We start from the raw sequence: 25,311 nt of genomic DNA on the forward strand, positions 1-25,311 counted from the left end.
TCCCGGACGAGACTGCATCCAATGTCAGCAGTCTCGTGGCGCAGATGCAGTCTCGCGGGTCATGGGGTGGTCACGGCGTGCTGCCGCCGGCGAGCGCCGAGCGGAGGGAGAAGAGCGAGTCCGAGCGCAGCGGGGCGACCGGCCTGAGACCCGCAGCCAGCAGGATGCGGCGCAGCGACATCGGATCGCGAAGCTCCGCCCAGCCCCACCGGGCGAGGCCCTTGAGTTCGCGGCGGAGGGCGTCCTCGCGCTGCTTCTCCCGCCAGACGACGTCGGCCGGATCGCCGTAGCGGCCGTCGTACTTGAGACGGCCGTCGGTCTCGCCGCCGATGGCGGCATCCGGCCACCGCATGTCGAGGGTGAAGTCGCCGACGGCCGTGGCGACGACCACCTGCAGCTCGGGCGCTGGGAACCCGAGCCACTCGACGACCGCCCTGCTCACCGACTCCAGCGCGGTCTCGGCCAGCGCGTCGGCCCGGTGCAGGACCCATCGGGCACGGCGTCGCCCGCGGCTGCTCGACCGCGCCTCGTTCCGTGCCACGAGCTGCTCCACGGATGCCAGCGGATCGAGGCGCAGGACGGCGTCGGCGACCGCGAGTGCGACGGCGGGGTGCCTCGCACGTGCCAGGTCGACGGCGACCTCGACCGGCGATGTCACGACGACGCCGCCGATGTCGACGAGTTCGCGCGCATCCGCGGTGGTGTGCACGCGGATGCCGGCGGTCTCGCGCGCGGTCGCGTGCCCGCTCAGCACATGCACGACATCCGGATCGCCGAACAGGGGGAGACCCAGGAGGGCGGCGGCGGATTCGTGGCTGAACACCGCATCGGGCTGCTGCAGCGCGACCGCGTGCACGCGTGCGAGGTAGCGACCCCACGGCGCGAGCGTGCGCCACTCGTCCGACGGGGTGAACACGCCGGGACGCACCGTGACGAGCCTGCCCGCTGCAGCCTCCCGGTCGAGGCGGACACCGCGCGTGTCCGACGGACGCAGGAGTGGAACGGGGGAGGGTCGGAGTGACTGGGAGAGCGGCAGGACCGGGATCATGCGCCGAGCCTGGCCCGCCGCATTCGCAACGGTCGTCGGTGTGCACGTGGCGGTGGAGACGGCTGGCACATGCCCCGCCTGGGGAGGACCGACGCACGACGCGTGACCACGAACCGCGAGACTGCATCTGCGTGACGAGACTGCTGACAATGGATGCAGTCTCGTCACCCAGATGCAGTCTCGCGGCCCAGTCGGGCCGGGCCGGCCGGGCCAGGCCGGGCCGGGGCCGGGCGGGGGTCAGGCGAAGACGGCGGGGAGGACGGCGACGGCGAGGGGATAGCCGACGAAGGCGATGACGTCGATGAGGGTGTGGGCGATCACGAGCGGCATCACGCGCCCCCAGCGGCGGTAGCACCAGCCGAAGACGACGCCCATCGCGAAGTTGCCCACGATCGAACCGAAGCCCTGGTAGGCGTGGTACGCGGCGCGCAGGCCCGCCGTGGCGAGGATGATCGTCCACCACCCCCACCCGAGCCGGCGCAGGCGGTCGAACAGGTACCCGAGGAAGATCACCTCTTCGGTGAGTCCGGCGCGCAGCGCCGCGAGCATGAGGAGGGGCACGGTGTACCAGGCGGTGTCCAGGGGCGAGGTCGCCACCTGCAGGGTCACCCCCAGCAGCCGCCCGACCGCGTACAGCGCGAGCCCCGGGATCCCGATCACCGCGACCAGGAGCACCCCACGACCGGCGTCGCCGCCGAACCGGCGGAAGTCCAGCCCGATGCGGCGCAGCGCGTTCGACCCGGGCTCCCAGAGCAGGTACACGACCAGCGCCACGGTCGCCAGGCCGAAGCAGACCGACAGCAGCTGGTAGAGCGCGTCCCAGAACGCGAGCGCGTCGCGGGTCGGGTTCAGCTGGGTCTGCTGCTGCCCGATCGACGCCTGCTCGCTCAGCGCGCGCTGGATCGACCGCACGAGCGACAGCACGGAGTACAGCGCCGACTGGCCGACCGACACCGCGAGGACGAGCGCGACCTCCCAGCCGAACCGGGTGCGCGTGGCACCCACGGCGCGCGGCGGGTCGAAGGCGCGGATCAGGGGAGCGGCCACGACCGACAGCCTGGCACAGCCGCCCCGCCCGGCCACACCGCATCCGGTCCTCCCAGCCACCCGCATCCGCCCCGCCCGCCCACCCCGCATCCGCCTCGGCCACACGCCGACCCAGTGAAACCCGGTCCCGGATGCGGCGACACCGCGTGCCAGACAGAAACCCCCGCGATCGGCTACGCCTGCCGCCCGGGTGAGCAGATTGCACGACGCCCCGGCGACAGTATGAGAGATCTGTCACAGTTTGCTTACATATTTTGACCAGGCGGAACCGCGTGCTTAGGGTTTCACGTATCCGCGGTCGGTCCTGCCCACAGCACAGACGCGACCGCACAACCCCTTGCACAGGAGGAACAGTGAAGCGCTCAAAGATCGCGCTCGCGAGCATCGCACTGGTGGGGGCGGGTTCTCTCGCCCTGGCCGGCTGCGCCGGAGGCGGGTCCAGCGACTCGTCCGGTGACGCCACCGCCATCATCACGGCGAACGGCTCGGAGCCGCAGAACCCGCTCATCCCCACCAACACCAACGAGACCGGTGGCGGCAAGATCATCGACGAGGTCTTCGCGGGCCTCATCTACTACGACGCCGACGGCAACCCGGTCAACGACGTCGCCGAGGAGATCACGGTCGACGACCCGCAGCACCTCACGGTGAAGCTGAAGGAGGGCCAGAAGTTCACCAACGGTGAAGAGGTCACGGCCGACAACTTCATCAACGCGTGGAACTACGGCGCCCTGCTCTCGAACGAGCAGCTCTCGAGCTACTTCTTCGAGGACATCGAGGGCTTCAGCTGGGACGAGGACTCCGAGCTGACCGGTCTCGAGCAGGTTGACGACTACACCTTCACGATCGCGCTGAACAAGCCCGCCGCCGACTTCGCGCTGCGCCTGGGCTACTCGGCCTTCTACCCGCTCCCGGACGTCGCGTTCGAGGACATGGAGGCCTTCGGCGAGTCCCCGATCGGCAACGGCCCCTACAAGCTGGCCGCCGAGGACGCGTGGAAGCACGACGTCGAGATCGAGCTCGTCAAGAACGAGGACTACAAGGGTGGCCGTCAGGCCCAGAACGACGGTCTGAAGATCGTCTTCTACGCCTCGCAGGATGCGGCCTACGCCGACCTCCTCGCCGGCAACCTGGACGTCCTCGACGCCATCCCGGACGCCGCCCTCGCCACCTACGAGGACGACCTCGCCGACCGCGCCGTCAACCAGCCGGCCGCGATCTTCCAGTCCTTCACCATCCCGGAGCGCCTCGCGCACTTCTCGGGTGAGGAGGGCAAGCTCCGCCGCGCCGCGCTGTCCATGGCGATCAACCGCGAGGAGATCACCGAGACGGTGTTCCAGGGCACCCGTACCCCCGCCAGCGACTTCACCTCCCCGGTCATCGCCGGCTGGTCGGACTCGCTCGAGGGCGCCGAGGTCCTGGGGTACGACCCGGAGAAGGCGAAGGAGCTGTGGGCCCAGGCCGACGCCATCTCGCCGTGGTCCGGCTCGTTCCAGATCGCGTACAACTCCGACGGTGGTCACCAGACCTGGGTCGACGCGGTCACCAACTCGATCAAGAACACGCTGGGCATCGACGCGTCGGGCGCCCCGTACGTCGACTTCGCCTCGCTGCGCACCGACGTCACCAACCGCGTGATCGAGACCGGGTTCCGCACCGGTTGGCAGGCCGACTACCCGGGTCTGTACAACTTCCTCGGCCCGCTCTACGCGACCAACGCCGGCTCGAACGACGGTGACTACTCGAACGCCGAGTTCGACACCCTGCTGAGCGAGGGCATCTCCGCCACCGAGCTCGAGGAGCAGAACGCCAAGTTCCAGGCCGCGCAGGAGGTCCTCCTGCAGGACCTGCCGGCCATCCCGCTCTGGTACTCCAACGTCAACGGCGGCTTCGCCGAGACGGTGGACAACGTCCAGTTCGGCTGGAACTCGGTTCCGCTGTACTACGCGATCACCAAGGGCTGACACCCTTCGGTCGCTCCCGCGAGGCGGTGACGGACACGTCACCGCCTCGCGGCTTGTCCATGCAAAGCTCGCGTCCGCGTCGAACACACGGCACGATGCTCTCAACGGATGTCCACCCGCGCCGACCGCGCGGGGGAGACGTCCCGTGATTCGGAGGGAGTGAGGATGCTCGGTTACATCCTCAGACGCATCCTGCAGCTCATCCCGGTCTTCCTGGGATCCACGCTGCTCATCTACGCCCTGGTGTTCGCCATGCCGGGCAACCCGATCCTCGCGCTGTTCGGCGACAAGACCCCGAACGAGGCGGTCGTCGCGGCGCTCGAGGCGCAGTACCACCTGGACCAGCCGTTCATCGTGCAGTACGGCTACTACCTGCTCGGCATCTTCCAGGGCGACATGGGGACGACGTTCTCCGGCCAGTCGGTGAACGACGTGCTCGCCCGCACCCTGCCCGTCACCGGGCGTCTCGCCGTGATGGCGATCGGCATCGAGTTCGTGCTCGCGATCATCATCGGCACCGTCTCGGCCCTGCGCAAGGGCAAGATCTTCGACAACGCGATGCTGGTGATCTCGCTCATCTTCGTCGCGCTCCCGATCTTCGTGCTCGCGTTCCTCGCCCAGTACTTCCTCGCGATCCAGTGGGGCTGGTTCCGCCCCACGGTCGGCGCGCAGAACGGGTGGAACGACCTCTGGCTCCCGGCCATCGTGCTCGGTGTGAGCCTCTACGCGACGAGCATGCGCCTCATGCGCGGTTCGGTCATCGACACGCTCAACCAGGACTGGGTCCGCACCGCGTACAGCAAGGGCCTGCCGCGTCGGCGTGTCATCCCCGTGCACGTGCTGCGCAACTCGCTCATCCCGGTCATCACCAACTCCGCGACGAACTTCGGCGTGCTGCTGGTGGGCGCGACCGTCACCGAGGCCATCTTCAACGTCCCCGGCGTCGGCAACACGCTGTTCCAGGCGACGCTGCGCCACGAGGGCCCGACGATCGTCTCGTTCGTGACCGTCTTCGTCATCCTGTACGTGCTGGTCAACCTCGTCGTCGACCTGCTCTATGGTCTGCTCGACCCGAGGATCCGCTATGTCAAGTAACACCGAACTGCCCACGCACTACGTCGCACCCGTGAAGGATACGGTCGTCACGGTGGACGCTGTGAAGGTCGACGAGAACGCGAAGCCGGCGAGCCTCTGGGGCGACGCCTGGCGGGACCTCCGCAAGCGCCCGACCTTCTGGATCTCCGTCGCGATCGTGTTCGTGGTCGTGCTGATGGCGCTCTTCCCGACGCTGTTCACGCAGACCCCGCCGAACAACAACTGCCAGCTGGCCAACAGCAACGGCGGCCCCGAGGCCGGGCACCCGCTGGGGTTCACGTTCCAGGGCTGCGACATCTGGGCCCGCATCGTGTGGGGCACCCGCACCTCGGTGGTCGTGGGTCTGCTCGCGACCCTGATCGGCTCCACGATCGGCCTCGTCATGGGCGCCCTCGCGGGCTTCTACGGCGGCTGGCTCGACTCGGTGCTCTCCCGCGTCGGCGACATCTTCTTCGCGATCCCCTACATCCTGGCCGCCGTGGTCGTGATGAGCGTGTTCTACAACTACCGGAACGTGTTCACCCTGGCCCTCGCGATCGGCGGGTTCGCCTGGGCCTCCACGGCCCGTGTCGTGCGCGCCGAGATCCTGCGGGTGCGGCAGGCGGACTTCGTCGTCGCGTCGCAGGCCCTCGGCCTCAGCCGGTTCCGGACGCTGCTCAACCACGTCGTGCCGAACGCCATCGCACCGCTCCTGGTCATCTCGACCCTGAGCCTCGCCGCGGCGATCGTCGCGGAGGCGACCCTGGCGTTCCTCGGTGTCGGACTCGGCTCCGACGTCATGAGCTGGGGCGCCGACATCAGCCAGGCGCAGCAGTCGCTGCGCACCGCACCCATGGCCCTCATCTGGCCGTCGATCGCGCTGACGGTCACCGTGCTGGCCTTCATCCTGCTGGGCGAGCTCATCCGAGACGCCCTCGACCCGAGAGCGAGGGCCCGCCGATGAGCGGCACCGTCCCCACCCCGTTGCTCAGCATCCGCGGTCTGAAGGTCGCCTTCGACACGCAGCGCGGCTCCCGCGAGGTGCTCCACGGCGTCGACCTCGACATCTTCCCCGGCGAGACCGTCGCCATCGTGGGGGAGTCGGGCTCCGGCAAGTCCACGACCGCCTCGGCGATCGTGAACCTGCTGCCCGGCACCGGTCACGTCACGGAGGGCTCGATCACCCTCGACGGGCGCGAGCTGACCGAGCTCAGCCGCAGCCAGATGGAGCGCCTGCGCGGCCGCGACATCGGCTACGTGCCGCAGGACCCGATGTCGAACCTCAACCCGGTGTGGTCGATCGGCTTCCAGGTGAAGGAGGCCGTCCGGGCGAACGGCATCGCGCAGGGTCGCAAGGCCGTCCACGACCGCGCGGTGGAGGTGCTGGAGCAGGCGGGACTGAAGGATGCCGCGAAGCGCATGCACCAGTACCCGCACCAGTTCTCCGGCGGGATGCGGCAGCGCGCCCTCATCGGCATCGGCCTGGCCGCAGACCCCAAGCTGCTCATCGCGGACGAGCCCACGAGTGCGCTCGACGTGACGGTGCAGCGGGTCATCCTCGACCACATGGCGAACCTCACCCGCGAGAAGGGCACCTCGGTGCTCCTCATCACGCACGACCTGGGCCTCGCCGCGGAGCGCGCGAGCCGGCTCATCGTGATGCAGCAGGGCGAGATCGTCGAGGCGGGCCCGAGCCGGGAGATCCTGCAGGACCCGCAGCACCCGTACACGCAGCGCCTCGTCGCCGCCGCGCCCTCGATCGCCTCCAAGCGCATCCAGGCCCGCGTCGAGGAGACGAACGCGGTCGAGACGAGCGGCGACCTCGCGCTGATCCCGCCGGCCATCAAGGTCGAGCACCTCGTGAAGGAGTACAAGATCCGCCAGGGGAGCTTCAAGAGCATCCCGTTCCGCGCGGTCGACGACGTCTCCTTCTCGATCCCGAAGGGGAAGACCCTGGCCCTGGTGGGCGAGTCCGGCTCCGGCAAGTCGACCGTGGCGAAGATGGTGCTGAAGCTCGAGGAGCCCACGGCCGGTTCGATCGAGGTCGACGGGGAGGACGTCGCGAAGATCGGCGGCCGGGAGGCGTTCGCGCTGCGCCGCAAGATGCAGCCGGTGTTCCAGGACCCGTACGGCTCGCTCGACCCGCTGCGCAACATCGGCAACACGATCGCCGAGCCGCTGAACATCCACAAGGTCGGCGACGCCGCGTCGCGCCGTGCCCGGGTGCGCGAGCTGCTCGACCAGGTGTCGCTGCCGCAGGACCTCGCCACGCGGTACCCGAACGAGCTGTCCGGCGGTCAGCGTCAGCGCGTCGCGATCGCCCGCGCCCTCGCGCTGAAGCCCGACATCGTCGTGCTCGACGAGGCGGTCTCCGCGCTCGACGTGCTCGTGCAGGACCAGATCCTGCAGCTGCTCGCCGAACTGCAGTCCGAGCTCGACCTCACCTACCTGTTCATCACCCACGACCTCGCGGTCGTCCGGGTGGTCGCGGACGCCGTCTGCGTCATGGAACGGGGACGCGCGGTCGAGCAGGGCACGGTCGACGAGATCTTCACGAACCCGTCGCAGGAGTACACCCGGCGCCTCCTCGACGCCATCCCCGGCGCCTCGATCCCGCTCGGGGGGCGGAGCTGAGGACCGTCCACAGATCGACCGCGGCGACCGTCGGGCTCATCGGCTCGGCGGTCGTCGCGGCGATCCTGCTCGTCGACGCGGCCGTCCGCGCCGACATCGGCACCGCGCTGCTGCTGAGCCCGTGGGTGCTGCTGGTCCTGTGGGCCGTGTACGTGGGGCTGTACGCCTCGCACGTCGCCACCGACGCCACGGGCGTCACGGTGCAGAACTACCTCCGGCGCACGCGCATCGGCTGGGGCGCCGTGACCGACGTCGCGATGCGCTACCAGCTCGTCATCACGACGGCCGACGGCAGGCGCATCACCTGCTACGGCGGGCCCGCGACGGGTCGCCCCGCGCGCGCCGTGCGGCGCGGTGAGGATGCCGGGTCCGCGGCGTCCGGCGACATCGTCGACGCCTGGGAGACCGCCCGTCGGGACGCCGGCGCGGACACCGCCGTGACCCGCTCCTGGGACGTGCCGGCGCTCGTCGCGCTGCTCGTGCTCGTCGCGGGCGCACTGGTCGCCTTGCTCATCGTAAACGCCTGAGTCAAGGCGGATTGCGAGTTATCCACAACACCTGACGCGCACATTGCGGAGCGCGTCCACGGTGTTACGTTCGGTCGATCCCGAGTCCCCCCGCTCGAAAGACCTGAACGATGTCGTGTGCCGTGCCCGCCCGCCGAACCACCCGCGCCGGATGCTGAAGTACCTCGCGCGCCGGACAGCCGGCTGGCTGCTCATGATCGCCGTGGCGACGAACCTCGTGTTCTTCCTCGCCTGGGGCTACCTCGACCCCCGCAGCAACTACGTCGGCCGCCGCCCGCCGCTCGACGAGGCGCAGATCCAGGCGCTGCTCGAGCCCCGGAACCTCAGCGACACCACCCCGCTCATCGAGCGGTGGTGGACGTGGCTCACCGGCATCCTCACCCGATGGGACTGGGGCGTGAGCCCGGTCGGCCAGTCGGTCAACGAGCAGATCTCGTACCGCATCTGGGTGAGCGCGGAGCTCGTGCTGGGCGCCACCATCATCACGACGCTCCTCGGCATCGCGCTCGGCGTCTACACCGCCTCGCGCCAGTACAAGCTCGCCGACCGCATCGGCACCGCGACCTCGATCATCACGCTGAACATCCCCATCGTGGTCGCGGCCCTCATGATCGTGCTGCTCGCGATCATCGTGAACAACGCCGTCGGCACCCGGCTGTTCTACGTCACCGGCGCGTCGAGTCCGGGGGTGACGGGCTTCTTCCCGGTGCTCGTCGACGCGGCGCAGCACCTCATCCTGCCGACGCTCGCGCTCGTGCTCGTCGGCTACGCCGGCATCCACTTCCTGCAGCGCTCGCTCCTGCTGGACAACATCAACGCCGACTACGTGCGGATGGCGCGCGCCAAGGGCCTCACGAAGCAGCAGGCGATCCGCCGGCACGCCCTGCGCACCTCGCTCATCCCGGTGACCACCCAGGTGGCGTTCTCCATCCCGGCGATCTTCACCGGCGCGATCCTCACCGAGTCCATCTTCGGCTGGCGGGGCATGGGGCAGTACTTCACCCAGACGCTCGCCACCAACGACATCCACGGCACCGTCGCGATCGCCGCGTTCGGCGCCGTCATGACCGCGATCGGCGCGCTGCTCGCCGACATCGCGGTCGTCATCCTCGATCCCCGAGTGCGAGTGAGCTGACATGACCGTGACCTCGATGGTGGACCCGCTGGAGCACGGCGACAACCCGCCGGTCGTGCCCGAGCCCGCACCCCGCCGCAAGCGCATGTCGAAGGCGCGCCTGTACACCCGCCGCTTCATGCGCAACCGGGTCGCGGTGGTCGGCGCGGTCGTCTTCGTGCTCATCGTGCTGTTCGCACTGGTGGGGCCCTTCACGCAGCGCTACGACCACGTCGAACTTGACTTCCTCGCACTCTCCGACCCGCCGAACGCCGACCACTGGTTCGGCACCACGAACTCCGGCAACGACCTGTACGCGCAGGTCGTGGTGGGGCTGCAGCGCTCGCTCATGATCGCGATCACGGTGTCGCTCGGCACGACCGTCCTCGCCGCACTCGTCGGCACCTCGGCCGCGTTCTTCGGCGGCTGGTACGAGCGGATCGCGCTGCTGGGCATCCACTTCCTCATGGTCGTGCCGACCTTCCTCGTGCTCGCCATGATCTCGAACGACTCCGGCGGCGACTGGCGCATCATCGCGTTCATGCTGATCCTCGTCAGCTGGTTCTTCACCGCCCGCACCATCTGGACGCTGTCGCTGTCCCTGCGCGAGCGCGAGTACATCGCCGCCGCTCGGTACATGGGCGTCTCCGGCATCCGGATCGTGCTGCGCCACATGCTGCCCAACATCGGGTCGCTGCTCATCATCAACTTCACGCTCGGGGTGGTGGCCGCCGTCCAGGCCGAGACCGGGCTGTCGTTCCTCGGCTTCGGGGTGAAGACCCCGGACGTCTCCCTCGGCTCGCTCATCGGGTCGGGCGCCGGCACGATCTCCAGCGCCCCCTGGCTGTTCCTGTTCCCGGCTGCGGCGTTGACCCTGCTCACGGTGTCGATGGCGCTCGTCGCCGACGGCCTGCGCGACGCTCTCGATCCCACGTCGGCGGCCGGGGGTCGCGCATGACCGATCCCGTCCTCTCCGTCCGCGACCTCCAGGTCGGCTTCCCCTCGGAGGCAGGCCGGGTCGACGCGGTGCGCGGCGTCTCGTTCGACCTGCTGCCCGGCCGGACGCTCGGCATCGTGGGGGAGTCGGGTTCCGGCAAGTCGGTGACCTCGCTCGCGATCATGGGCCTGCTCGCGGACAACGCCACCGTGCGCGGCTCGGTGCGCTTCGACGGCGAGGAACTGCTCGGCAAGACCGATCGGGAGATGTCGCTCATCCGCGGCAACGGCATGGCCATGATCTTCCAGGACCCGCTCACCTCGCTCACCCCGGTGTTCACGGTCGGCGACCAGATCGTCGAGGCGCTGCAGACCCACCAGCGCATCTCGAAGCGGGCGGCCGAGGTGCGCGCGGTCGAACTCCTGCGACTGGTCGGCATCCCGAACCCCGAGCGGCGGCTGCGGGCGTTCCCGCACGAGTTCTCCGGCGGGATGCGGCAGCGCGTGGTGATCGCGATCGCCATGGCGAACGACCCCAAGCTCATCATCGCCGACGAGCCGACCACCGCCCTCGACGTCACCATCCAGGCGCAGATCCTCGATCTCATCGGCACCGCGCGCGAGGAGACCGGCGCGGCGGTCGTCATGATCACGCACGACATGGGCGTGGTCGCCGGCACCGCCGACGACGTCATCGTCATGTACGCGGGCAAGCCCGTCGAGCAGGCCCCGGTGCGCGAACTCTTCCGAGACCCGCGGATGCCGTACACGATCGGTCTGCTGGGGGCGATCCCGCGCATCGACAAGGCGGAGAAGACCCCGCTCGTGCCGATCGAGGGCACGCCGCCGATGCTCATCGACGTACCGGACCGCTGCCCGTTCGCGCCGCGCTGCCCGGTCGCGGTGCCCGCGTGCTGGGACGTCGAACCCGCGCTCGAGCCGGTGGTCGACGACGGCGCCGGGCATCGCGCCGCGTGCATCCGTGCCGACGAGATCGACCGGCGCCGCATCGACGGCGCCCCCGTGTTCGCCCCGCCGGTGATCCCGGAGAGCGCCCTGGCCCGCGTGCCGCGCGAGGAACGGGCCGCCGCGCTGGAGGTGGTGGACCTCCGCAAGACCTTCCCGCTCATGAAGGGCTCGCTCTTCAAGCGTCGCGTCGGCGACGTGCACGCCGTGCGCGGGGTGAGCTTCGACATCCGCGAGGGCGAGACCCTGGCGATCGTGGGCGAGTCGGGGTCGGGCAAGACCACGACGCTGCTGGAGATCATGGACCTCGCGGTGCAGGCAGGCGGCGACATCCGCATCGGCGGTCGGAGCGTCGCCGACCTGCACGGCGCCCGCGACGTGCGCGCGGTGCGCCGCGACCTGCAGATCGTCTTCCAGGACCCGGTGGGCTCGCTCGATCCCCGCATGACCGTCGCGGACGTCATCGCCGAGCCCCTCAAGGTCATCGGCACCCCGCGCCACGAGGCGGAGGACCGCGTCGACGAGCTCATGGCGCTCGTCGGCCTCGACCCCGCCCACAGCGACCGGTTCCCGGCGGCGTTCTCCGGCGGGCAGCGCCAGCGCATCGGCATCGCCCGCGCCCTCGCCACCAACCCGCGTCTCGTCGTCCTCGACGAACCCGTCTCGGCCCTGGACGTGTCGATCCAGGCGGGTGTCATCAACCTCCTCGACGAGCTGAAGACGAAGCTCGGCTTCTCCTACCTCTTCGTCGCGCACGACCTGTCCGTGGTCCGCCATATCGCCGACCGCGTCGCGGTCATGTACCTCGGCACCTTCGTCGAGGTCGGCGACGTCGATGCGGTGTTCGACGATCCGCGGCATCCGTACACGGAGGCGCTGCTGTCGGCCGTGCCCGTCCCCGACCCCGACACCGAACGCACCCGCGAACGCATCGTGCTGCGCGGCGACCTGCCGAGCCCCACCGAGGACCCCGCCGGGTGCCCGTTCGTCTCCCGGTGCCAGCTGCACGCCGTGCTCGACGAGGCGCGCAAGGAGCGCTGCCGCACCGAGCGCCCCGCACTCACCCCCACCGGCCCGGACCACGCGAACGCGTGCCACTACCGGTGACCCGACCCCACCGAGCCCCCCACGGAACACGCAACGCGAACACGGAAGGAAGCACCATGAACCTGCAACGAAAGCTCGCCGGCGTCCTCGCCGGCGGCGCCGTCCTCGCCCTCGCCCTCACCGCCTGTGCCGGCGGCGGGGGAGACGGCGGCGGCGGCACGAACGGCGGCGGCGAGGCCTCGACGATCGAAGGCTCGGACTACAACCCCCAGGACCGCGACGCGCTCCAGCAGGGCGGCGACGTGACCTTCCCCATCTCGGAGATCACCCCGCAGCTGAACGTCAACCACGCCGACGGCACGGTGGACACCGCGCGGATCTGGGAGTGGTACAACCCGCAGACGATCCTCATGACGCCCGACGGCGAGGTGTACGCCAACCCGAACTACCTGAGCGACTGGACGACCGAGGAGGTCGACGGCAAGACGGTCGTCACCTACACGATCAACCCCGAGGCCACCTGGAACGACGGCACCCCGATGACGTGGGAGTCGTACGACCTCACGTGGAAGGCCAACCGCTCCTACGACGAGGGGTACGTCCCCAACACCACCGACGGCTACGCGCTCATCGAGTCCGTCGAGCAGGGCGAGGACGAACGCCAGGCGGTCGTCACCTTCTCGCAGGTCTACCCCTGGACCGACGGCCTGTTCTGGCACATCCTGCACCCCGCCGTGAACAGCCCCGAGGTGTTCAACGACGCCTACCTCGGCGACCCGCACCCGGAGTGGGGCGCTGGCCCGTTCACGATCGACGAGTTCGACGCGAACGGCGGCACGGTCTCCTTCGTGCCGAACGACGCCTGGTGGGGCGACGAGCCGCTGCTGGAGACGGTCACGTTCCGCCAGCTCGACGACACCGCCATGCTGAACGCGTTCCGCGCGGGTGAGATCGACTACGCCGACAACCTCACCGCCGACAACCTCGCCCAGGTCGAGGGCATGGACGGCATCGAGGTCTACCGCGCCCAGCGCACCGCCACGAACCTCCTCCAGCTGGATGCGGAGAAGCCCCAGTTCGCCGACCTCGCCGTGCGCGAGGCGGTGTTCAAGGCGATCGACCGCGACCAGATCAAGGAGGTCGTCTGGAACGGCCTCGACTACACCGAGGAGGACGCGGGCTCGCTCCTGCTGTTCCCGTTCCAGGACGGCTACGAGGACGCGCTGAGCGAGGCGGGGTACGCCTACGACGTCGACGAGGCCAACAGCATCCTCGACGAGGCCGGCTGGACCCTCGGCGACGACGGCGTCCGCGAGAAGGACGGCGTCCGTCTCGAGGGCACGCTCCCGGTGTTCGGCGACGACGCCATCGTCGAGGCCCGCGCCCGCGTCGTGCAGGCGCAGCTGAAGGAGATCGGCCTGGCGGTCGAGATCGACGTGCGCCCGTCGTCCGACTTCTCGAACGACCTCACCACGAAGAACTGGGATCTCGTGATGCTCGGGTTCTCCTCGTCCGACCCGTACGGCGTCGCCTACATGTGCCAGGTGTACTGCTCCGACAGCCAGCTGAACCTGTCGGGTTCGGGCACCGCGGAGATCGACGAGCGCATCGCGAACGAGGTCGCGGCCCTGCCCACCGCCGAGGAGCAGACCGCCGCCGGTCTCGCCCTCGAGGCCGAGATCATCGCCGAGACCTGGGGCATCCTGCCGCTGTACGCGGGCCCCTGGATCTCGGTCGCGACCGAGGGGCTGGCCAACCTCACCCCGGAGACCTACACGGGTCTCGACCTCTTCGGGCTCCAGCCCGTCGAGAACGTCGGGTGGATGAAGTAGCACCCCCGCGGACGGGCCCGGCGGAGCGATCCGCCGGGCCCGTCCTGCGTGTACCGGCCGCGTTCAGGAACGCTGCGCTACGCTGGAACGCCGGAATCCCGGCCTTCACCCTTCTGTTAGGACTTCTTCCATGGCGCGTGCCCTCCGCTCCGACCTCCGCAACGTGGCCATCGTCGCGCACGTCGACCACGGCAAGACGACGCTCGTCGACGCCATGCTGCGTCAGACCGGCTCGTTCGGGGAGCACGCGCACGTCGAGGAACGCGCGATGGACTCGAACGACCTCGAGCGCGAGAAGGGCATCACGATCCTCGCCAAGAACACGGCGATCACCTACAACGGCGAGCACACCGACGTGCCGGTCACCATCAACGTCATCGACACCCCCGGCCACGCCGACTTCGGCGGCGAGGTCGAGCGCGGCCTGTCGATGGTCGACGGCGTCGTCCTCCTCGTCGACGCGAGCGAGGGCCCGCTGCCGCAGACCCGCTTCGTGCTGCGCAAGGCCCTCGAGGCGAAGCTCCCCGTCATCATCCTGGTCAACAAGACCGACCGCCCCGACGCCCGCATCGTCGAGGTCGAGGGCGAGGCGCAGGACCTCCTGCTCGGTCTCGCGTCCGACCTCGCCGACGACGTGCCCGACCTCGACGTCGACGCGCTGCTCGACGTGCCGATCGTCTACGCGTCCGGTCGTGCCGGCGCCGCGTCCCGCAACCGGCCCGAGAACGGCGAGCTGCCCGACAACGACGACCTCGAGCCGCTGTTCGCCGCGATCCTCGAGCACATCCCCGCGCCGTCCTACGACGACGAGGCGCCGCTGCAGGCGTGGGTCACCAACCTCGACTCCTCGCCGTTCCTCGGTCGCCTGGCGCTCCTGCGCGTCTTCAACGGCACGCTGAAGAAGGGGCAGACCGTCGCCTGGGTACGCTCGGACGGCTCCACCAGCAACGCCCGCATCACCGAGCTGCTCATGACCCGCGCGCTCGAGCGGTACCCCGCCGAGTCCGCCGGCCCCGGCGACATCGTCGCGATCGCCGGCTTCGAGGACATCACGATCGGCGAGACCATCGCCGACCCCGAGGACGTCCGGCCGCTGCCGGCCATCACGGTCGACGACCCCGCCATCTCGATGACGATCGGTACGAACACGTCGCCGCTGGTCGGCAAGGTCAAGGGCCACAAGCTCACCGCCCGCATGGTCAAGGACCGCCTCGACCGCGAGCTCATCGGCAACGTGTCGCTGAAGGTCGTCGACATCGGCCGCCCCGACACCTGGGAGGTGCAGGGCCGCGGCGAGCTCGCGCTCGCGATCCTCGTCGAGAACATGCGCCGTGAGGGCTTCGAGCTGACCGTGGGCAAGCCCCAGGTGGTCACGAAGAAGATCGACGGCGTCGTGCACGAGCCCTTCGAGCACCTCACCGTCGACGCCCCGGAGGAGTACCTCGGTGCGATCACGCAGCTGCTCGCCGCCCGCAAGGGGCGCATGGAGGGCATGACGAACCACGGCACCGGCTGGGTGCGCATGGAGTTCGTCGTGCCGTCGCGCGGCCTCATCGGCTTCCGCACCGAGTTCATGACCACGACCCGCGGCACCGGCATCGCCAACGCCATCTCGCACGGCTACGAGCCGTGGGCCGGCCAGATCACCACGCGCCAGAACGGCTCGATCGTGGCCGACCGCGCGGGCACCGCCACGCCGTTCGCCATCATCGGCCTGCAGGAGCGCATGTCGTTCTTCATCCAGCCCGGCGACGAGGTCTACGAGGGCATGGTCATCGGCGAGAACTCCCGCGCCGACGACATGGACGTGAACATCACCAAGGAGAAGAAGCTCACCAACATGCGCTCCTCCACGGCCGACACGTTCGAGTCCATGACCCCGCCGCGCCTGCTGTCGCTGGAGGAGAGCCTCGAGTTCGCCCGTGAGGACGAGTGCGTCGAGGTCACCCCGGAGAAGGTCCGCATCCGCAAGGTCGTCCTCGACTCGACCGAGCGCGGTCGCGCCACCGCCCGGCTGAAGCGCCAGGACGCCAACGCCTGATCCGGCAGAATCGTGGGGTGAGCACCGCCCGCCCCGCGTCCCCGTCCGCCGCAGCGGCCCGTCAGGGCCTCGCGGTGGCGCTCGCCACGAGCGCGTACGGCATTTCGTTCGGCGCCCTCGCGGTCGCCTCCGGCCTCGACGTGTGGCAGACCTGCGTGCTGAGCCTGGTGATGTTCACCGGCGGTTCGCAGTTCGCGTTCGTCGGGGTCATCGGCGCCGGGGGACTGGCGGCCGCCCCCGCGGCGATCGCGTCCGCGGCGCTGCTCGGCGCCCGGAACATCGCGTACGGGATGCGGATGTCGCCGGTCATCGGCCGCGGCTTCTGGCGCCGCGCCGCCGCCGCGCAGTTCACGATCGACGAGTCCACCGCCGTCTCGCTCGCGCAGGAGGAGCCGAAGGCCCGCACGGTCGGGTTCTGGGTCACCGGCATCGGGATCTACCTGGGCTGGAACCTGTCGACCCTCGCCGGGGCCCTCCTCGGCGACGTGCTCGGCGACCCGAAGGCGTACGGCCTGGACGCGGCGGCGGCCGCCGCGTTCCTGGCCCTGCTGTGGCCGCGCCTGCGCGGCCGGCAGGCGGTCGCGGTGGGCGCCGCCGCCGCCGTCGTCGCCGCCGTCCTCACCCCGGCGCTCATGCCCGGGCTCCCGGTGCTCGTCGCGGCGGTCGTCGCGATCGTCGTCGGCTGGACCAACTGGCTCGGCGGACGCGGGAGCGGCCCCGCCCGCCGCGGTCCCGAGGAGGCCGACGCATGACCCTGTGGACCGCGGTGCTGCTCGCCGCCATCGCCTGCGTCGCCCTGAAGACGGTGGGCTACCTCATCCCGCCCTCCCTGCTCGAGGCGCCGCGGCCGGCGCGGATCGCGGAGCTGCTCACCGTCGCGCTCCTCGCCGCGCTCGTCGCCGTGCAGACCCTCGGCGACGGGCAGGCGATCACGGTCGACGCCCGCATCCCCGCGGTGCTCGTGGCGGGCGGCCTGCTCGCACTCCGCGCCTCGTTCCTCGTCGTCGTCGTCGCCGCGGCGGTGGTCGCGGCCCTCCTGCGCCTCCTCGGCTGGGCGGTCTGACCCGGGCGGCGTCGCCGCCCGCGTGGCGGATGCTGCGGCATCCGAACCCCTGACCCCGCGCGAGCCGCCACCTGCGTGCACGCGCCCGACGCAGTCTCACGGTCAGGTGGCGGATGCTGCGGCATCCGGGGCTTCGAAGCCGCACGAAGCGCCACATGCATCGATGGGATGCGGCGGATGCCGCGACGCGAGCGAGCGCGGACCCCGGCCACACCCGGTGCCCGCGCAGACCCGCACGTAGACTGGGCGGGTGGGGAACCGGATCGCATCGTGGGCCATCGCGCTGGCCGTGGGCCTCGTGTACGGCGCCGCGGGTTCGGCCGCGCACGCGGCGACCTGGCTGGGACTCCCGGTCGGCGTGTTCCTCGCCGTGGTCGGCTCCGGGGCGCTGCTGCTCGCCGTCCGCCTCCTCGTCGGCGACCGCTGGGCGGCCCTCGCCGCCGGGCTCGGGATGATGATCGCGACCTTCGTGCTCGCCCAGCCCTCCGCCGGCGGGTCGGTGCTGTTCACGCAGGCGCACGAGATCGCCGCCCTCGTCTGGATGGCGGCGGTGCCGGTCTGGACCGCGCTCGTCGTCGCCTTCCCCGACCCCGCGCGGCTGGGCCGGCCCACCGCCGAGCCCCGGTAGACTCGTCCCGTGACGTATGTGATCGCCCTTCCGTGCGTCGATGTCAAGGATCGTGCCTGCATCGACGAGTGCCCCGTCGACTGCATCTACGAGGGGGAGCGATCGCTGTACATCCACCCCGACGAGTGCGTCGACTGTGGTGCGTGTGAGCCCGTCTGCCCCGTCGAGGCGATCTACTACGAGGACGACCTGCCCGAGGAGTGGCAGGACTACTACAAGGCCAACGTCGAGTTCTTCGACGACATCGGCTCGCCCGGCGGTGCCGCCAAGGTCGGCGTGATCCACAAGGACCACCCGGTCGTCTCGTCGCTGCCCCCGCAGGGCGAGTGAGATGAGCGTCGACGACCTCGCCGACTACCCCTGGGACGCGGTCGCACCGTACGCGGCGACCGCCCGCCGCCACCCCGACGGCATCGTGGACCTCTCGATCGGCTCGCCGGTCGACCCGACCCCCGACGTGGTCGCCGACGCGCTCCGTGCCGCGACCGACGCGCACGCCTACCCGCAGACGGTCGGCACCGTGCCGCTGCGCGAGGCCATCGTGGACTGGTACGCCCGCCGCCGCGGCGTCCCGGGGCTCACGCCCGACCACGTGCTGCCGACGATCGGGTCGAAGGAGCTGGTGGCGCTGCTGCCGCTCCTGCTGGGGCTCGGCGAGGGCGACACCGTGGTGTTCCCGCGCGCCGCGTACCCGAGCTACGAGGTCGGCGCGAAGCTCGTCGGCGCGACCCCGGTCGCGCTGGACGACCCCGACGAATGGCCTGAGGGCACCCGCCTCGTGTGGGTGAACTCGCCCGGCAACCCCGACGGGCGGGTGTGGGATGCGGCCGAGCTCCGCCGTGCCCGCGACCGGGCGGCCGAGCTCGGCGCCGTGCTCGCCGGCGACGAGTGCTACGCGGAACTCGGGTGGGACGCCCCGTGGGACGCCGAGCCGGTGCCGTCCGTGCTCGACCCGCGGGTGAGTGGGGGAGACCACACCGGGCTCCTCTCGGTGTACTCGCTGAGCAAGCAGTCCAACCTCGCGGGCTACCGCGCCGCCTTCCTCGCCGGCGACCCCGCGATCGTGGGTCGCCTCCTCACGGCGCGCAAGCATCTCGGCCTCATGGTCCCGGCCCCCGTCCAGGCGGCCATGGTCGCAGCCCTCGGCGACGACGCGCACGTGGCCGCGCAGAAGGCGCGCTACCGGACCCGCCGGGAGCTGCTGAAGCCCGCGCTCGAGCAGGCCGGATTCCGCATCGACCGCAGCGAGGCGGGGCTCTACCTCTGGGCCACCCGCGGCGAGGACGCCTGGGACAGCCTCGCGTGGCTCGCCGAGCGCGGCATCCTCGCCGGTCCCGGCCACTTCTACGGGCCCTTCCACCCGCAGCACGTGCGGTTCTCGCTCACCGCGGACGACGAGCGCATCCGCACGGCGGCGGCACGCCTCGGCGACGGTTCGTAGGATCCGTACATCGGATACCTGCATCCGTTGCCGATGAACGTCATAGGCTTCCGCGACGGATAGGCTGTACCAGCACGGTCTTGCCGATGTGGAGCGGGTCGTGCCGGATCGCCGATCGGCGATCGCTCCCACTCGACGACACATCGACACGCAAGGAGGCGCCGTGAGCGAAACGGGCGCACAGCAGGAGACAGCAACCCTCACCGTGGGAGGCCGTACCGCCGAGTTCCCCGTTCTGCACGGCACCGACGGAAACCCGAGCATCGACGTGTCGACGCTCACCCGCCAGACCGGGCACACCGCCCTGGACTACGGATTCGTGAACACCGCGGCGACGAAGTCCGCGGTCACCTACATCGACGGCGACCAGGGGATCCTGCGCTACCGCGGCTACCCGATCGAGCAGCTCGCGAAGCACTCCACCTACCTCGAGGTCGCCTGGCTGCTCATCTACGGCGAGCTGCCGACCCCGGCGGAGCTCGAGGACTTCGACACCCGCATCCGCCGCCACACGCTCCTCCACGAGGACCTCAAGCACTTCTTCTCGGCGCTGCCGCACACCGCGCACCCGATGTCGGTGCTCTCGGCCGCGACCGCCGCGCTCTCGACCTACTACGAGAACGAGTCCGACCCGCACAACCCCGAGCACGTCGAACTCAACACGGTCCGTCTGCTCGCGAAGCTCCCGGTCATCGCCGCCTACGCCCACAAGAAGAGCATCGGCCAGGCGTTCCTGTACCCGGACAACTCGCTGAGCTTCGTCGACAACTTCCTGAAGCTGAACTTCGGCGTCCTCAGCGAGGAGTACGAGGTCAACCCGGTCATGTCGCGGGCGCTCGAGCGGCTGCTCATCCTGCACGAGGACCACGAGCAGAACGCCTCCACCTCCACGGTGCGCCTGGTCGGCTCGACCGGCGCCAACCAGTTCTCCTCCATCTCGGCCGGCATCAACGCCCTCTACGGCCCGCTCCACGGCGGTGCGAACGAGGCCGTGCTCACGATGCTCGGCGACATCCGCGACTCCGGCGAGAGCGTCAAGCGCTTCGTCGAGCGGGTGAAGAACAAGGAGGACGGCGTCAAGCTCATGGGCTTCGGTCACCGGGTCTACAAGAACTACGACCCGCGCGCCAAGCTCGTCAAGGAGTCCGCGGACGAGGTGCTCGCCGAACTCGGCGTCAGCGACCCGCTGCTCGACCTCGCGAAGGAGCTCGAGGCGATCGCCCTCGAGGACGACTACTTCGTGCAGCGCCGCCTGTACCCGAACGTCGACTTCTACACCGGCGTGATCTACAAGGCGATGGGCTTCCCGACCCGCATGTTCACCCCGCTGTTCGCGATCGGGCGCCTGCCCGGCTGGCTCGCGCAGTGGCGCGAGGCCGCGAACGACCCGCAGGGCAAGATCGGCCGCCCGCAGCAGCTGTACACGGGCGCGCCCGAGCGGAACTACCCGGGCGTCTGAGCCCCGGCGGCCGGACCCGCCTCACGCCGTGAGCGTGGCGGCGTGGTCCGGCACCAGGTTCCGCTCGTCCGCGGGCGGGCGCCGGTACCCGGTCGCCGGTGGCCGCGGCGGGATCTCCAGCGCCGGCGGTTCGACCGGATGCCACGGGATGCTGCCGAGCAGGTGATGGATCATGTTGATCCGGCCGCGGCGCTTGTCCTCGTTGTCGACCTCGTACCACGGTGCGTGGTCGCTGTCCGTGCGCTCGAACATGACGTCCTTCGCGCGGGAGTAGTCCTCCCAGCGGGTGATCGCCTCCACATCCGTGGGGCTGAGCTTCCACCGCCGCATCGGGTCCTCGGCGCGGTCGTGGAACCGCCGCTCCTGCTCGACGTCGGAGACGCTGAACCAGTACTTGCGCAGCAGGATGCCGTCGTCGGTCAGCATCCGCTAGAACACCGGCACCTGCTCGAGGAACCGCTCGTACTGCTCGGGGGTGCAGTAGCCCATGACGCGTTCGACCCCGGCGCGGTTGTACCAGGACCGGTCCATGAGCACGATCTCGCCGGCGGCGGGGAGGTGCGCGACGTAGCGCTGGAAGTACCACTGCGTCCGCTCCCGCTCGGTCGGGGTCGGGAGGGCCACGACCCGCGCGACGCGGGGGTTCAGGTACTCCCGCACCCGCGTGATCGTCGAGCCCTTGCCCGCGGCGTCCCGGCCCTCGAACAGCACCACCACCCTGGCGCCGGTGGCCTGCACCCACGCCTGCAGGTCGACGAGCTGCGCCTGCAGCCGCCGCAGTTCGCGGTTGTAGACCTTCTTCGGCAGCTTCGACGTCATGCCCGTGAGCGTAGCGGTCCCGGATGCGGCGAGGGGGCGCATCCGGTCGAACCGGACCGCCCCCTCGTGCGGATGCGTGCGCTCAGGCGTGCAGCGCCTCGTTCAGCGTGACGCCGACCCCGGCGCGGCGGACGGCCTCCACCTGGCCGGTCATGGAGTTGCGGCGGTACAGCAGCCCCGGCTTGCCGGAGAGGTCCGCGCCCTTCACGACCGGGCGCGAGCCGTCGTCGAGGAGGGGCTCGTCGCGCAGCAGCACCTTCGTGCCGGCGGTGACGTAGAGGCCCGCCTCCACGACGCAGTCGTCGCCGAGGGAGATGCCGATGCCGGCGTTCGCGCCGAGGAGGCTGCGGCGGCCGATCGAGACGCGGTGGGTGCCGCCGCCGGAGAGCGTGCCCATGATGGAGGCACCGCCGCCGATGTCGCTGCCGTCGCCGACGACGACGCCCTGCGAGATGCGGCCCTCGACCATGGAGGCGCCGAGCGTGCCGGCGTTGAAGTTCACGAAGCCCTCGTGCATGACGGTGGTGCCCGGGGCGAGGTGGGCGCCCAGCCGCACCCGGCTCGCGTCGCCGATGCGCACCCCGGCGGGCACGACGTAGTCGGTCAGGCGCGGGAACTTGTCCAGGCTCTGCACCTGGATGCCCGCACGCTGCAGGCCCATGCGCAGTCGCGGCAGGTCGTCCGGGTGCACCGGGCCGGCGTTCGTCCACGCGACGTTCGGCAGGTGCGCGAAGATGCCGTCCAGGTTCAGCTCGTTCGGGCGCACCACGAGGTGCGACAGGGCGTGCAGGCGCAGGTACGCGTCGGCGGTCGACGCGGGCGCCGCGTCCAGATCCACCGCGACCGTCACCGGCGCCACCACGACGCCGCGGCGCTCGTCCGGGCCCGCAGCCGCGACCAGGTCGTCACCGGGGACCACGGCGGTGTCCGGGCGGCCCTCGTGCACCGCGGGGAACCAGGCGTCCAGCACCGTCCCGCCCGTGGTCGTCGTCGTCAGTCCCGTACCCCAGATCCAGCGTTCGCTCATCCCTCCAGCGTATCGATTCCGCGCCCATCGCTAGACTCGCAGCATGCCCCCGCTCGACCTCACCGCGTCCGCCGTCGACCTCACCCGGGCGCTCTGCGACATCCCGTCGGTGTCGGGGGAGGAGACCGTCCTCGCCGACGCGATCATGACCGCCGTCGCAGGCCTGCCGCACCTGGACGTGTACCGCGACGGCGACACGATCGTCGCCCGCACGCAGCTCGGTCGGGACAAGCGCGTCGTCATCGCCGGGCACATCGACACGGTGCCGATCAACGGCAACGTGCCGGTCCGCGACGTCGAGATCGACGGCGAGCCGTACCTCTGGGGTCGGGGCACCGTCGACATGAAGGCGGGGGTCGCGGTGCAGCTGAAGCTCGCCGCCGAGCTCACCGCGCCGAACGTCGACCTCACCTGGATGTGGTACGACCACGAGGAGGTCGCGGCCGAGCTGAACGGCCTCACCCGGCTCGCCCGCACCCGGCCCGACCTGTTCGCGGGCGACTTCGCGATCCTCGGCGAGCCGTCGAACGGGCAGGTCGAGGGCGGCTGCAACGGCAACCTCCGCGTCGTCGCGCGCACCCACGGCGTGCGCGCCCACAGCGCCCGCGCCTGGGTCGGCGAGAACGCGATCCACGCGGCCGCGCCGATCCTCGCCCGGCTCGCCGAGTACCGCCCCCGCACCGTCACGGTGGAGGGGCTGGCGTACCGCGAGGGGCTGAACGCGGTGCGGATCGGCGGCGGCATCGCCGGCAACGTCATCCCCGACCGCTGCGAGGTCGAGGTGAACTACCGCTTCGCCCCCGACAAGTCGGTCGAGCAGGCCGAGGCGCACGTGCGCGACGTGCTCGCCGGCTTCGAGATCGAGGTCGTCGACCGGGCCAACGGCGCCCGTCCGGGTCTGGACGCGCCCCTCGCCGAGGAGTTCCTCGCCGCGGTCGGCGCGGAGCCCCGCCCCAAGTACGGCTGGACCGACGTGGCGCGCTTTTCTGCGCTCGGGGTCCCCGCCGTCAACTACGGCCCCGGCGACCCCAGCCTCGCGCACCACGACGAGGAGCGTGTGCCCCTCCGGCAGATCGACGACGTCGAGCAGGGCCTGCGGCGGTGGCTGACCGCCTGACCGCCGCCCGTCCCCAGCGCGTCGCCGGGCACTGGCGGGCCTGGCCCGCGCCCGCCCGCGTGGCGGTGATCTACGCCGCCGCGCGGCTCGTGACGACGATGCTGTTCCTGCTCGCCACGACGACGGCGGGCCCGGGCACCCGGTTCGGACCCGACGCGACCCTCGGCGACTTCGTGGTCGGGTGGGACGCCACCTGGTACTGGTTCGTGGCCGTGAACGGCTACCCGGCCGAGCTGCCCCGCACCGACGACGGGCTCGTCGCGGAGAACGGCTGGGCGTTCATGCCGCTGTACGCCTGGCTGTCGCGGGGACTCGGCGTCCTCCTCGGCGGGTGGGGCGCCGGTGCGGTGTGCGTCTCGCTCGTGGCGGGGTACCTCTCCGCCCTCGTGCTGTACCGGATGCTGCGGGCCCGGCTCGACGTCGGCGCGGCGACCTGGGCGGTCGTGTTCTTCAGCGCGGGGCCCCTCGCGGCCCTGTTCCAGGTCGGCTACGCCGAGTCGCTGTTCCTCCTCTGGCTGCTGCTGTCGCTGTGGGCGCTGGAGCGCCGCCGGTACGGGTGGCTGTACCTGCTCATCCCGCTCATGGGCGCCACCCGGCCCGGGGTGCTCGCGTTCTCGCTCCTGCTCGCCCTGTACGGCGTGTGGCGCTGGACCCGGCGCCGGACCGACCCGCTGCCGGTGCGCGAGGTCGCGCACATCGTGGCGCTGGGGCTCCTCGCCGCGGCGGTCGGGTTCGCCTGGCAGGGGATCGCCGCGCTCGTCACCGGCGAACCGGACGCCTACCTGTCGACCGAACTCGCCTGGCGGCGCAACTGGATCGCCGACGCGTCGGGGGTGTTCCTCCCGTTCGAGGGGTTCCTGACCGGGGCGACGTTCTGGGCGCGCATCTGGGGGCTCGGTACGGGCTGGGGGATCGCGCTCCTGATCGGGCTGGTCGCGGCCCTGGCGCTCCTCCTGCTGTTCGAGCCGCACGTGCGGCGGCTCGGGGTGCCGGTGCGGCTGTGGTGCGCGAGCTATCTGCTGTACCTGCTGGGGGTGTTCTTCCCCCAGTCGAGCACGTTCCGGCTGTTGCTGCCGCTCAGCCCGCTGTGGGGTGCGGTCGCGCTCCCACGGGCGTGGTGGTGGCGGTGGGGCGTGCTCGCGCTGTGCCTGGTCGGCCAGTGGTGGTGGATCTTCAACATGTACGGCCAGGCGCGCACGTTCTGGCAGATCCCCTGACGCCCGATGACGCGCGTTTGCGCGGCGGCGGGTGGGCAGAGGATAAACTGGGAGCCAGATCATCGACGAGAAGGAGCCACAATGGCAGCCATGAAGCCGAGAACCGGGGACGGGCCGATGGAGGCTGTGAAGGAGGGCCGGCTCATCATCGTGCGCGTTCCGCTCGAGGGGGGTGGCCGCCTGGTGGTCTCGGTCAACGACGCCGAGGCCAAGGAGCTGTACGACGTCCTGGGCGAGGTCGTGGGCGCCTGAACCCCACGCATCCGTGAGACGGCCGGTCCCCTCGGGGGCCGGCCGTCTTCGTGTCGGC

The 25,311-nt window shown here is 70.7% G+C and carries 22 protein-coding genes and 1 pseudogene; 19 read left to right on the forward strand and 4 right to left on the reverse strand.

All coding sequences use genetic code 11. From position 1 onward, the window contains the following. Positions 1-70: 70 nt before the first annotated feature. Positions 71-1,048 (reverse strand): hypothetical protein, encoded by a 978-nt coding sequence (locus ACWAUO_RS10260; RefSeq protein ID WP_460775160.1) that lies wholly within the window; start codon positions 1,046-1,048, stop codon positions 71-73. A 237-nt stretch (positions 1,049-1,285) separates the two neighbouring features. Next, on the reverse strand, positions 1,286-2,095 hold the full coding sequence (locus ACWAUO_RS10265; protein WP_460775162.1) for a CPBP family intramembrane glutamic endopeptidase: 810 nt from the start codon (positions 2,093-2,095) through the stop codon (positions 1,286-1,288). Between the two features lie 353 nt (positions 2,096-2,448). Here ACWAUO_RS10265 and ACWAUO_RS10270 point away from each other — a divergent pair, with 353 nt between their 5' ends. The 16 genes from ACWAUO_RS10270 (at position 2,449) to ACWAUO_RS10345 (ending at position 20,821) form a co-directional block, all read left to right on the forward strand. Next, positions 2,449-4,059 carry a peptide ABC transporter substrate-binding protein gene (locus ACWAUO_RS10270; protein WP_460775163.1) on the forward strand — a complete coding sequence of 537 codons (1,611 nt, stop codon included), beginning with the start codon at positions 2,449-2,451 and terminating at the stop codon, positions 4,057-4,059. A 165-nt stretch (positions 4,060-4,224) separates the two neighbouring features. Then, positions 4,225-5,154 (forward strand): ABC transporter permease, encoded by a 930-nt coding sequence (locus ACWAUO_RS10275; protein ID WP_460775164.1) that lies wholly within the window; start codon positions 4,225-4,227, stop codon positions 5,152-5,154. Beyond that, the gene (locus ACWAUO_RS10280) at positions 5,144-6,097 is read left to right on the forward strand and encodes an ABC transporter permease (RefSeq protein WP_460775166.1); all 954 of its coding nucleotides are present in this window, start codon (positions 5,144-5,146) and stop codon (positions 6,095-6,097) included. The genes ACWAUO_RS10275 and ACWAUO_RS10280 overlap by 11 nt, the downstream gene beginning before the upstream one ends. Beyond that, a complete protein-coding gene (locus tag ACWAUO_RS10285) occupies positions 6,094-7,767 on the forward strand; it encodes a dipeptide ABC transporter ATP-binding protein (RefSeq protein WP_460775167.1) in 1,674 nt (557 codons plus the stop codon). Before ACWAUO_RS10280 ends, ACWAUO_RS10285 begins: the two co-directional genes overlap by 4 nt. A 125-nt stretch (positions 7,768-7,892) precedes the next feature. Further along, the gene (locus ACWAUO_RS10290; RefSeq protein WP_460775169.1) at positions 7,893-8,294 is read left to right on the forward strand and encodes a PH domain-containing protein; all 402 of its coding nucleotides are present in this window, start codon (positions 7,893-7,895) and stop codon (positions 8,292-8,294) included. Positions 8,295-8,409: 115 nt separating this feature from the next. Continuing rightward, positions 8,410-9,429, forward strand: a complete 1,020-nt coding sequence (locus ACWAUO_RS10295) for an ABC transporter permease (protein ID WP_460775170.1) — start codon at positions 8,410-8,412, stop codon at positions 9,427-9,429. Position 9,430: 1 nt separating this feature from the next. Continuing rightward, a complete protein-coding gene (locus ACWAUO_RS10300) occupies positions 9,431-10,366 on the forward strand; it encodes an ABC transporter permease (RefSeq protein WP_460775172.1) in 936 nt (311 codons plus the stop codon). Further along, positions 10,363-12,417, forward strand: a complete 2,055-nt coding sequence (locus tag ACWAUO_RS10305; RefSeq protein WP_460775174.1) for a dipeptide ABC transporter ATP-binding protein — start codon at positions 10,363-10,365, stop codon at positions 12,415-12,417. Before ACWAUO_RS10300 ends, ACWAUO_RS10305 begins: the two co-directional genes overlap by 4 nt. 56 nt (positions 12,418-12,473) lie before the next feature. Beyond that, positions 12,474-14,189, forward strand: coding sequence for an ABC transporter family substrate-binding protein (locus ACWAUO_RS10310; protein ID WP_460775175.1), 1,716 nt, complete (start codon positions 12,474-12,476; stop codon positions 14,187-14,189). A gap of 130 nt (positions 14,190-14,319) precedes the next feature. After that, positions 14,320-16,230 (forward strand): translational GTPase TypA, encoded by a 1,911-nt coding sequence (typA, locus tag ACWAUO_RS10315; RefSeq protein ID WP_460775176.1) that lies wholly within the window; start codon positions 14,320-14,322, stop codon positions 16,228-16,230. A gap of 17 nt (positions 16,231-16,247) precedes the next feature. Beyond that, positions 16,248-16,982: an AzlC family ABC transporter permease gene (locus ACWAUO_RS10320; RefSeq protein ID WP_460775178.1), complete on the forward strand. Its 735-nt coding sequence runs from the start codon at positions 16,248-16,250 to the stop codon at positions 16,980-16,982. Continuing rightward, positions 16,979-17,293 carry an AzlD domain-containing protein gene (locus ACWAUO_RS10325; RefSeq protein ID WP_460775180.1) on the forward strand — a complete coding sequence of 105 codons (315 nt, stop codon included), beginning with the start codon at positions 16,979-16,981 and terminating at the stop codon, positions 17,291-17,293. The genes ACWAUO_RS10320 and ACWAUO_RS10325 overlap by 4 nt, the downstream gene beginning before the upstream one ends. A gap of 250 nt (positions 17,294-17,543) precedes the next feature. Further along, positions 17,544-17,921, forward strand: coding sequence for a histidinol dehydrogenase (locus tag ACWAUO_RS10330; RefSeq protein ID WP_460775182.1), 378 nt, complete (start codon positions 17,544-17,546; stop codon positions 17,919-17,921). A 9-nt stretch (positions 17,922-17,930) separates the two neighbouring features. Next, a complete protein-coding gene (gene fdxA / locus ACWAUO_RS10335) occupies positions 17,931-18,251 on the forward strand; it encodes a ferredoxin (protein WP_460775184.1) in 321 nt (106 codons plus the stop codon). 1 nt (position 18,252) lies between these two features. Next, entirely contained in the window at positions 18,253-19,362 is a 1,110-nt protein-coding gene (gene dapC / locus ACWAUO_RS10340; protein ID WP_460775186.1) for a succinyldiaminopimelate transaminase, read from the forward strand. Positions 19,363-19,525: 163 nt separating this feature from the next. Further along, the gene (locus ACWAUO_RS10345) at positions 19,526-20,821 is read left to right on the forward strand and encodes a citrate synthase (protein ID WP_460775187.1); all 1,296 of its coding nucleotides are present in this window, start codon (positions 19,526-19,528) and stop codon (positions 20,819-20,821) included. Positions 20,822-20,842: 21 nt separating this feature from the next. On the opposite strand, the pseudogene ppk2 reads toward ACWAUO_RS10345, so the two are convergent. Further along, a pseudogene (gene ppk2, locus ACWAUO_RS10350) lies at positions 20,843-21,640 on the reverse strand (polyphosphate kinase 2). A gap of 82 nt (positions 21,641-21,722) precedes the next feature. Continuing rightward, on the reverse strand, positions 21,723-22,667 hold the full coding sequence (dapD, locus tag ACWAUO_RS10355; protein WP_460775189.1) for a 2,3,4,5-tetrahydropyridine-2,6-dicarboxylate N-succinyltransferase: 945 nt from the start codon (positions 22,665-22,667) through the stop codon (positions 21,723-21,725). Between the two features lie 43 nt (positions 22,668-22,710). Here dapD and dapE point away from each other — a divergent pair, with 43 nt between their 5' ends. From dapE to ACWAUO_RS10370, 3 genes are all read left to right on the forward strand, one after another. Then, a complete protein-coding gene (gene dapE / locus ACWAUO_RS10360; RefSeq protein ID WP_460775190.1) occupies positions 22,711-23,784 on the forward strand; it encodes a succinyl-diaminopimelate desuccinylase in 1,074 nt (357 codons plus the stop codon). Beyond that, positions 23,769-25,001 (forward strand): hypothetical protein, encoded by a 1,233-nt coding sequence (locus ACWAUO_RS10365; RefSeq protein ID WP_460775192.1) that lies wholly within the window; start codon positions 23,769-23,771, stop codon positions 24,999-25,001. The genes dapE and ACWAUO_RS10365 overlap by 16 nt, the downstream gene beginning before the upstream one ends. 81 nt (positions 25,002-25,082) lie before the next feature. Continuing rightward, positions 25,083-25,253 (forward strand): DUF3117 domain-containing protein, encoded by a 171-nt coding sequence (locus ACWAUO_RS10370; RefSeq protein ID WP_124293549.1) that lies wholly within the window; start codon positions 25,083-25,085, stop codon positions 25,251-25,253. Positions 25,254-25,311 lie beyond the last annotated feature (58 nt).

It is taken from the genome of Microbacterium sp. GXF7504 (assembly GCF_054798235.1).

Bases quoted from the DNA above. Each gene is read 5' to 3' on its own strand.
- ACWAUO_RS10370 (WP_124293549.1), top strand. From the start codon at position 25,083: ATGGCAGCCATGAAGCCGAGAACCGGGGACGGGCCGATGGAGGCTGTG.
- ACWAUO_RS10275 (WP_460775164.1), top strand. From the start codon at position 4,225: ATGCTCGGTTACATCCTCAGACGCATCCTGCAGCTCATCCCGGTCTTC.
- ACWAUO_RS10310 (WP_460775175.1), top strand. From the start codon at position 12,474: ATGAACCTGCAACGAAAGCTCGCCGGCGTCCTCGCCGGCGGCGCCGTC.
- ACWAUO_RS10305 (WP_460775174.1), top strand. From the start codon at position 10,363: ATGACCGATCCCGTCCTCTCCGTCCGCGACCTCCAGGTCGGCTTCCCC.
- typA (WP_460775176.1), top strand. From the start codon at position 14,320: ATGGCGCGTGCCCTCCGCTCCGACCTCCGCAACGTGGCCATCGTCGCG.
- dapC (WP_460775186.1), top strand. From the start codon at position 18,253: ATGAGCGTCGACGACCTCGCCGACTACCCCTGGGACGCGGTCGCACCG.
- ACWAUO_RS10285 (WP_460775167.1), top strand. From the start codon at position 6,094: ATGAGCGGCACCGTCCCCACCCCGTTGCTCAGCATCCGCGGTCTGAAG.
- ACWAUO_RS10260 (WP_460775160.1), bottom strand. From the start codon at position 1,048: ATGATCCCGGTCCTGCCGCTCTCCCAGTCACTCCGACCCTCCCCCGTT.
- ACWAUO_RS10325 (WP_460775180.1), top strand. From the start codon at position 16,979: ATGACCCTGTGGACCGCGGTGCTGCTCGCCGCCATCGCCTGCGTCGCC.
- ACWAUO_RS10280 (WP_460775166.1), top strand. From the start codon at position 5,144: ATGTCAAGTAACACCGAACTGCCCACGCACTACGTCGCACCCGTGAAG.
- dapE (WP_460775190.1), top strand. From the start codon at position 22,711: ATGCCCCCGCTCGACCTCACCGCGTCCGCCGTCGACCTCACCCGGGCG.
- dapD (WP_460775189.1), bottom strand. From the start codon at position 22,667: ATGAGCGAACGCTGGATCTGGGGTACGGGACTGACGACGACGACCACG.
- ACWAUO_RS10300 (WP_460775172.1), top strand. From the start codon at position 9,431: ATGACCGTGACCTCGATGGTGGACCCGCTGGAGCACGGCGACAACCCG.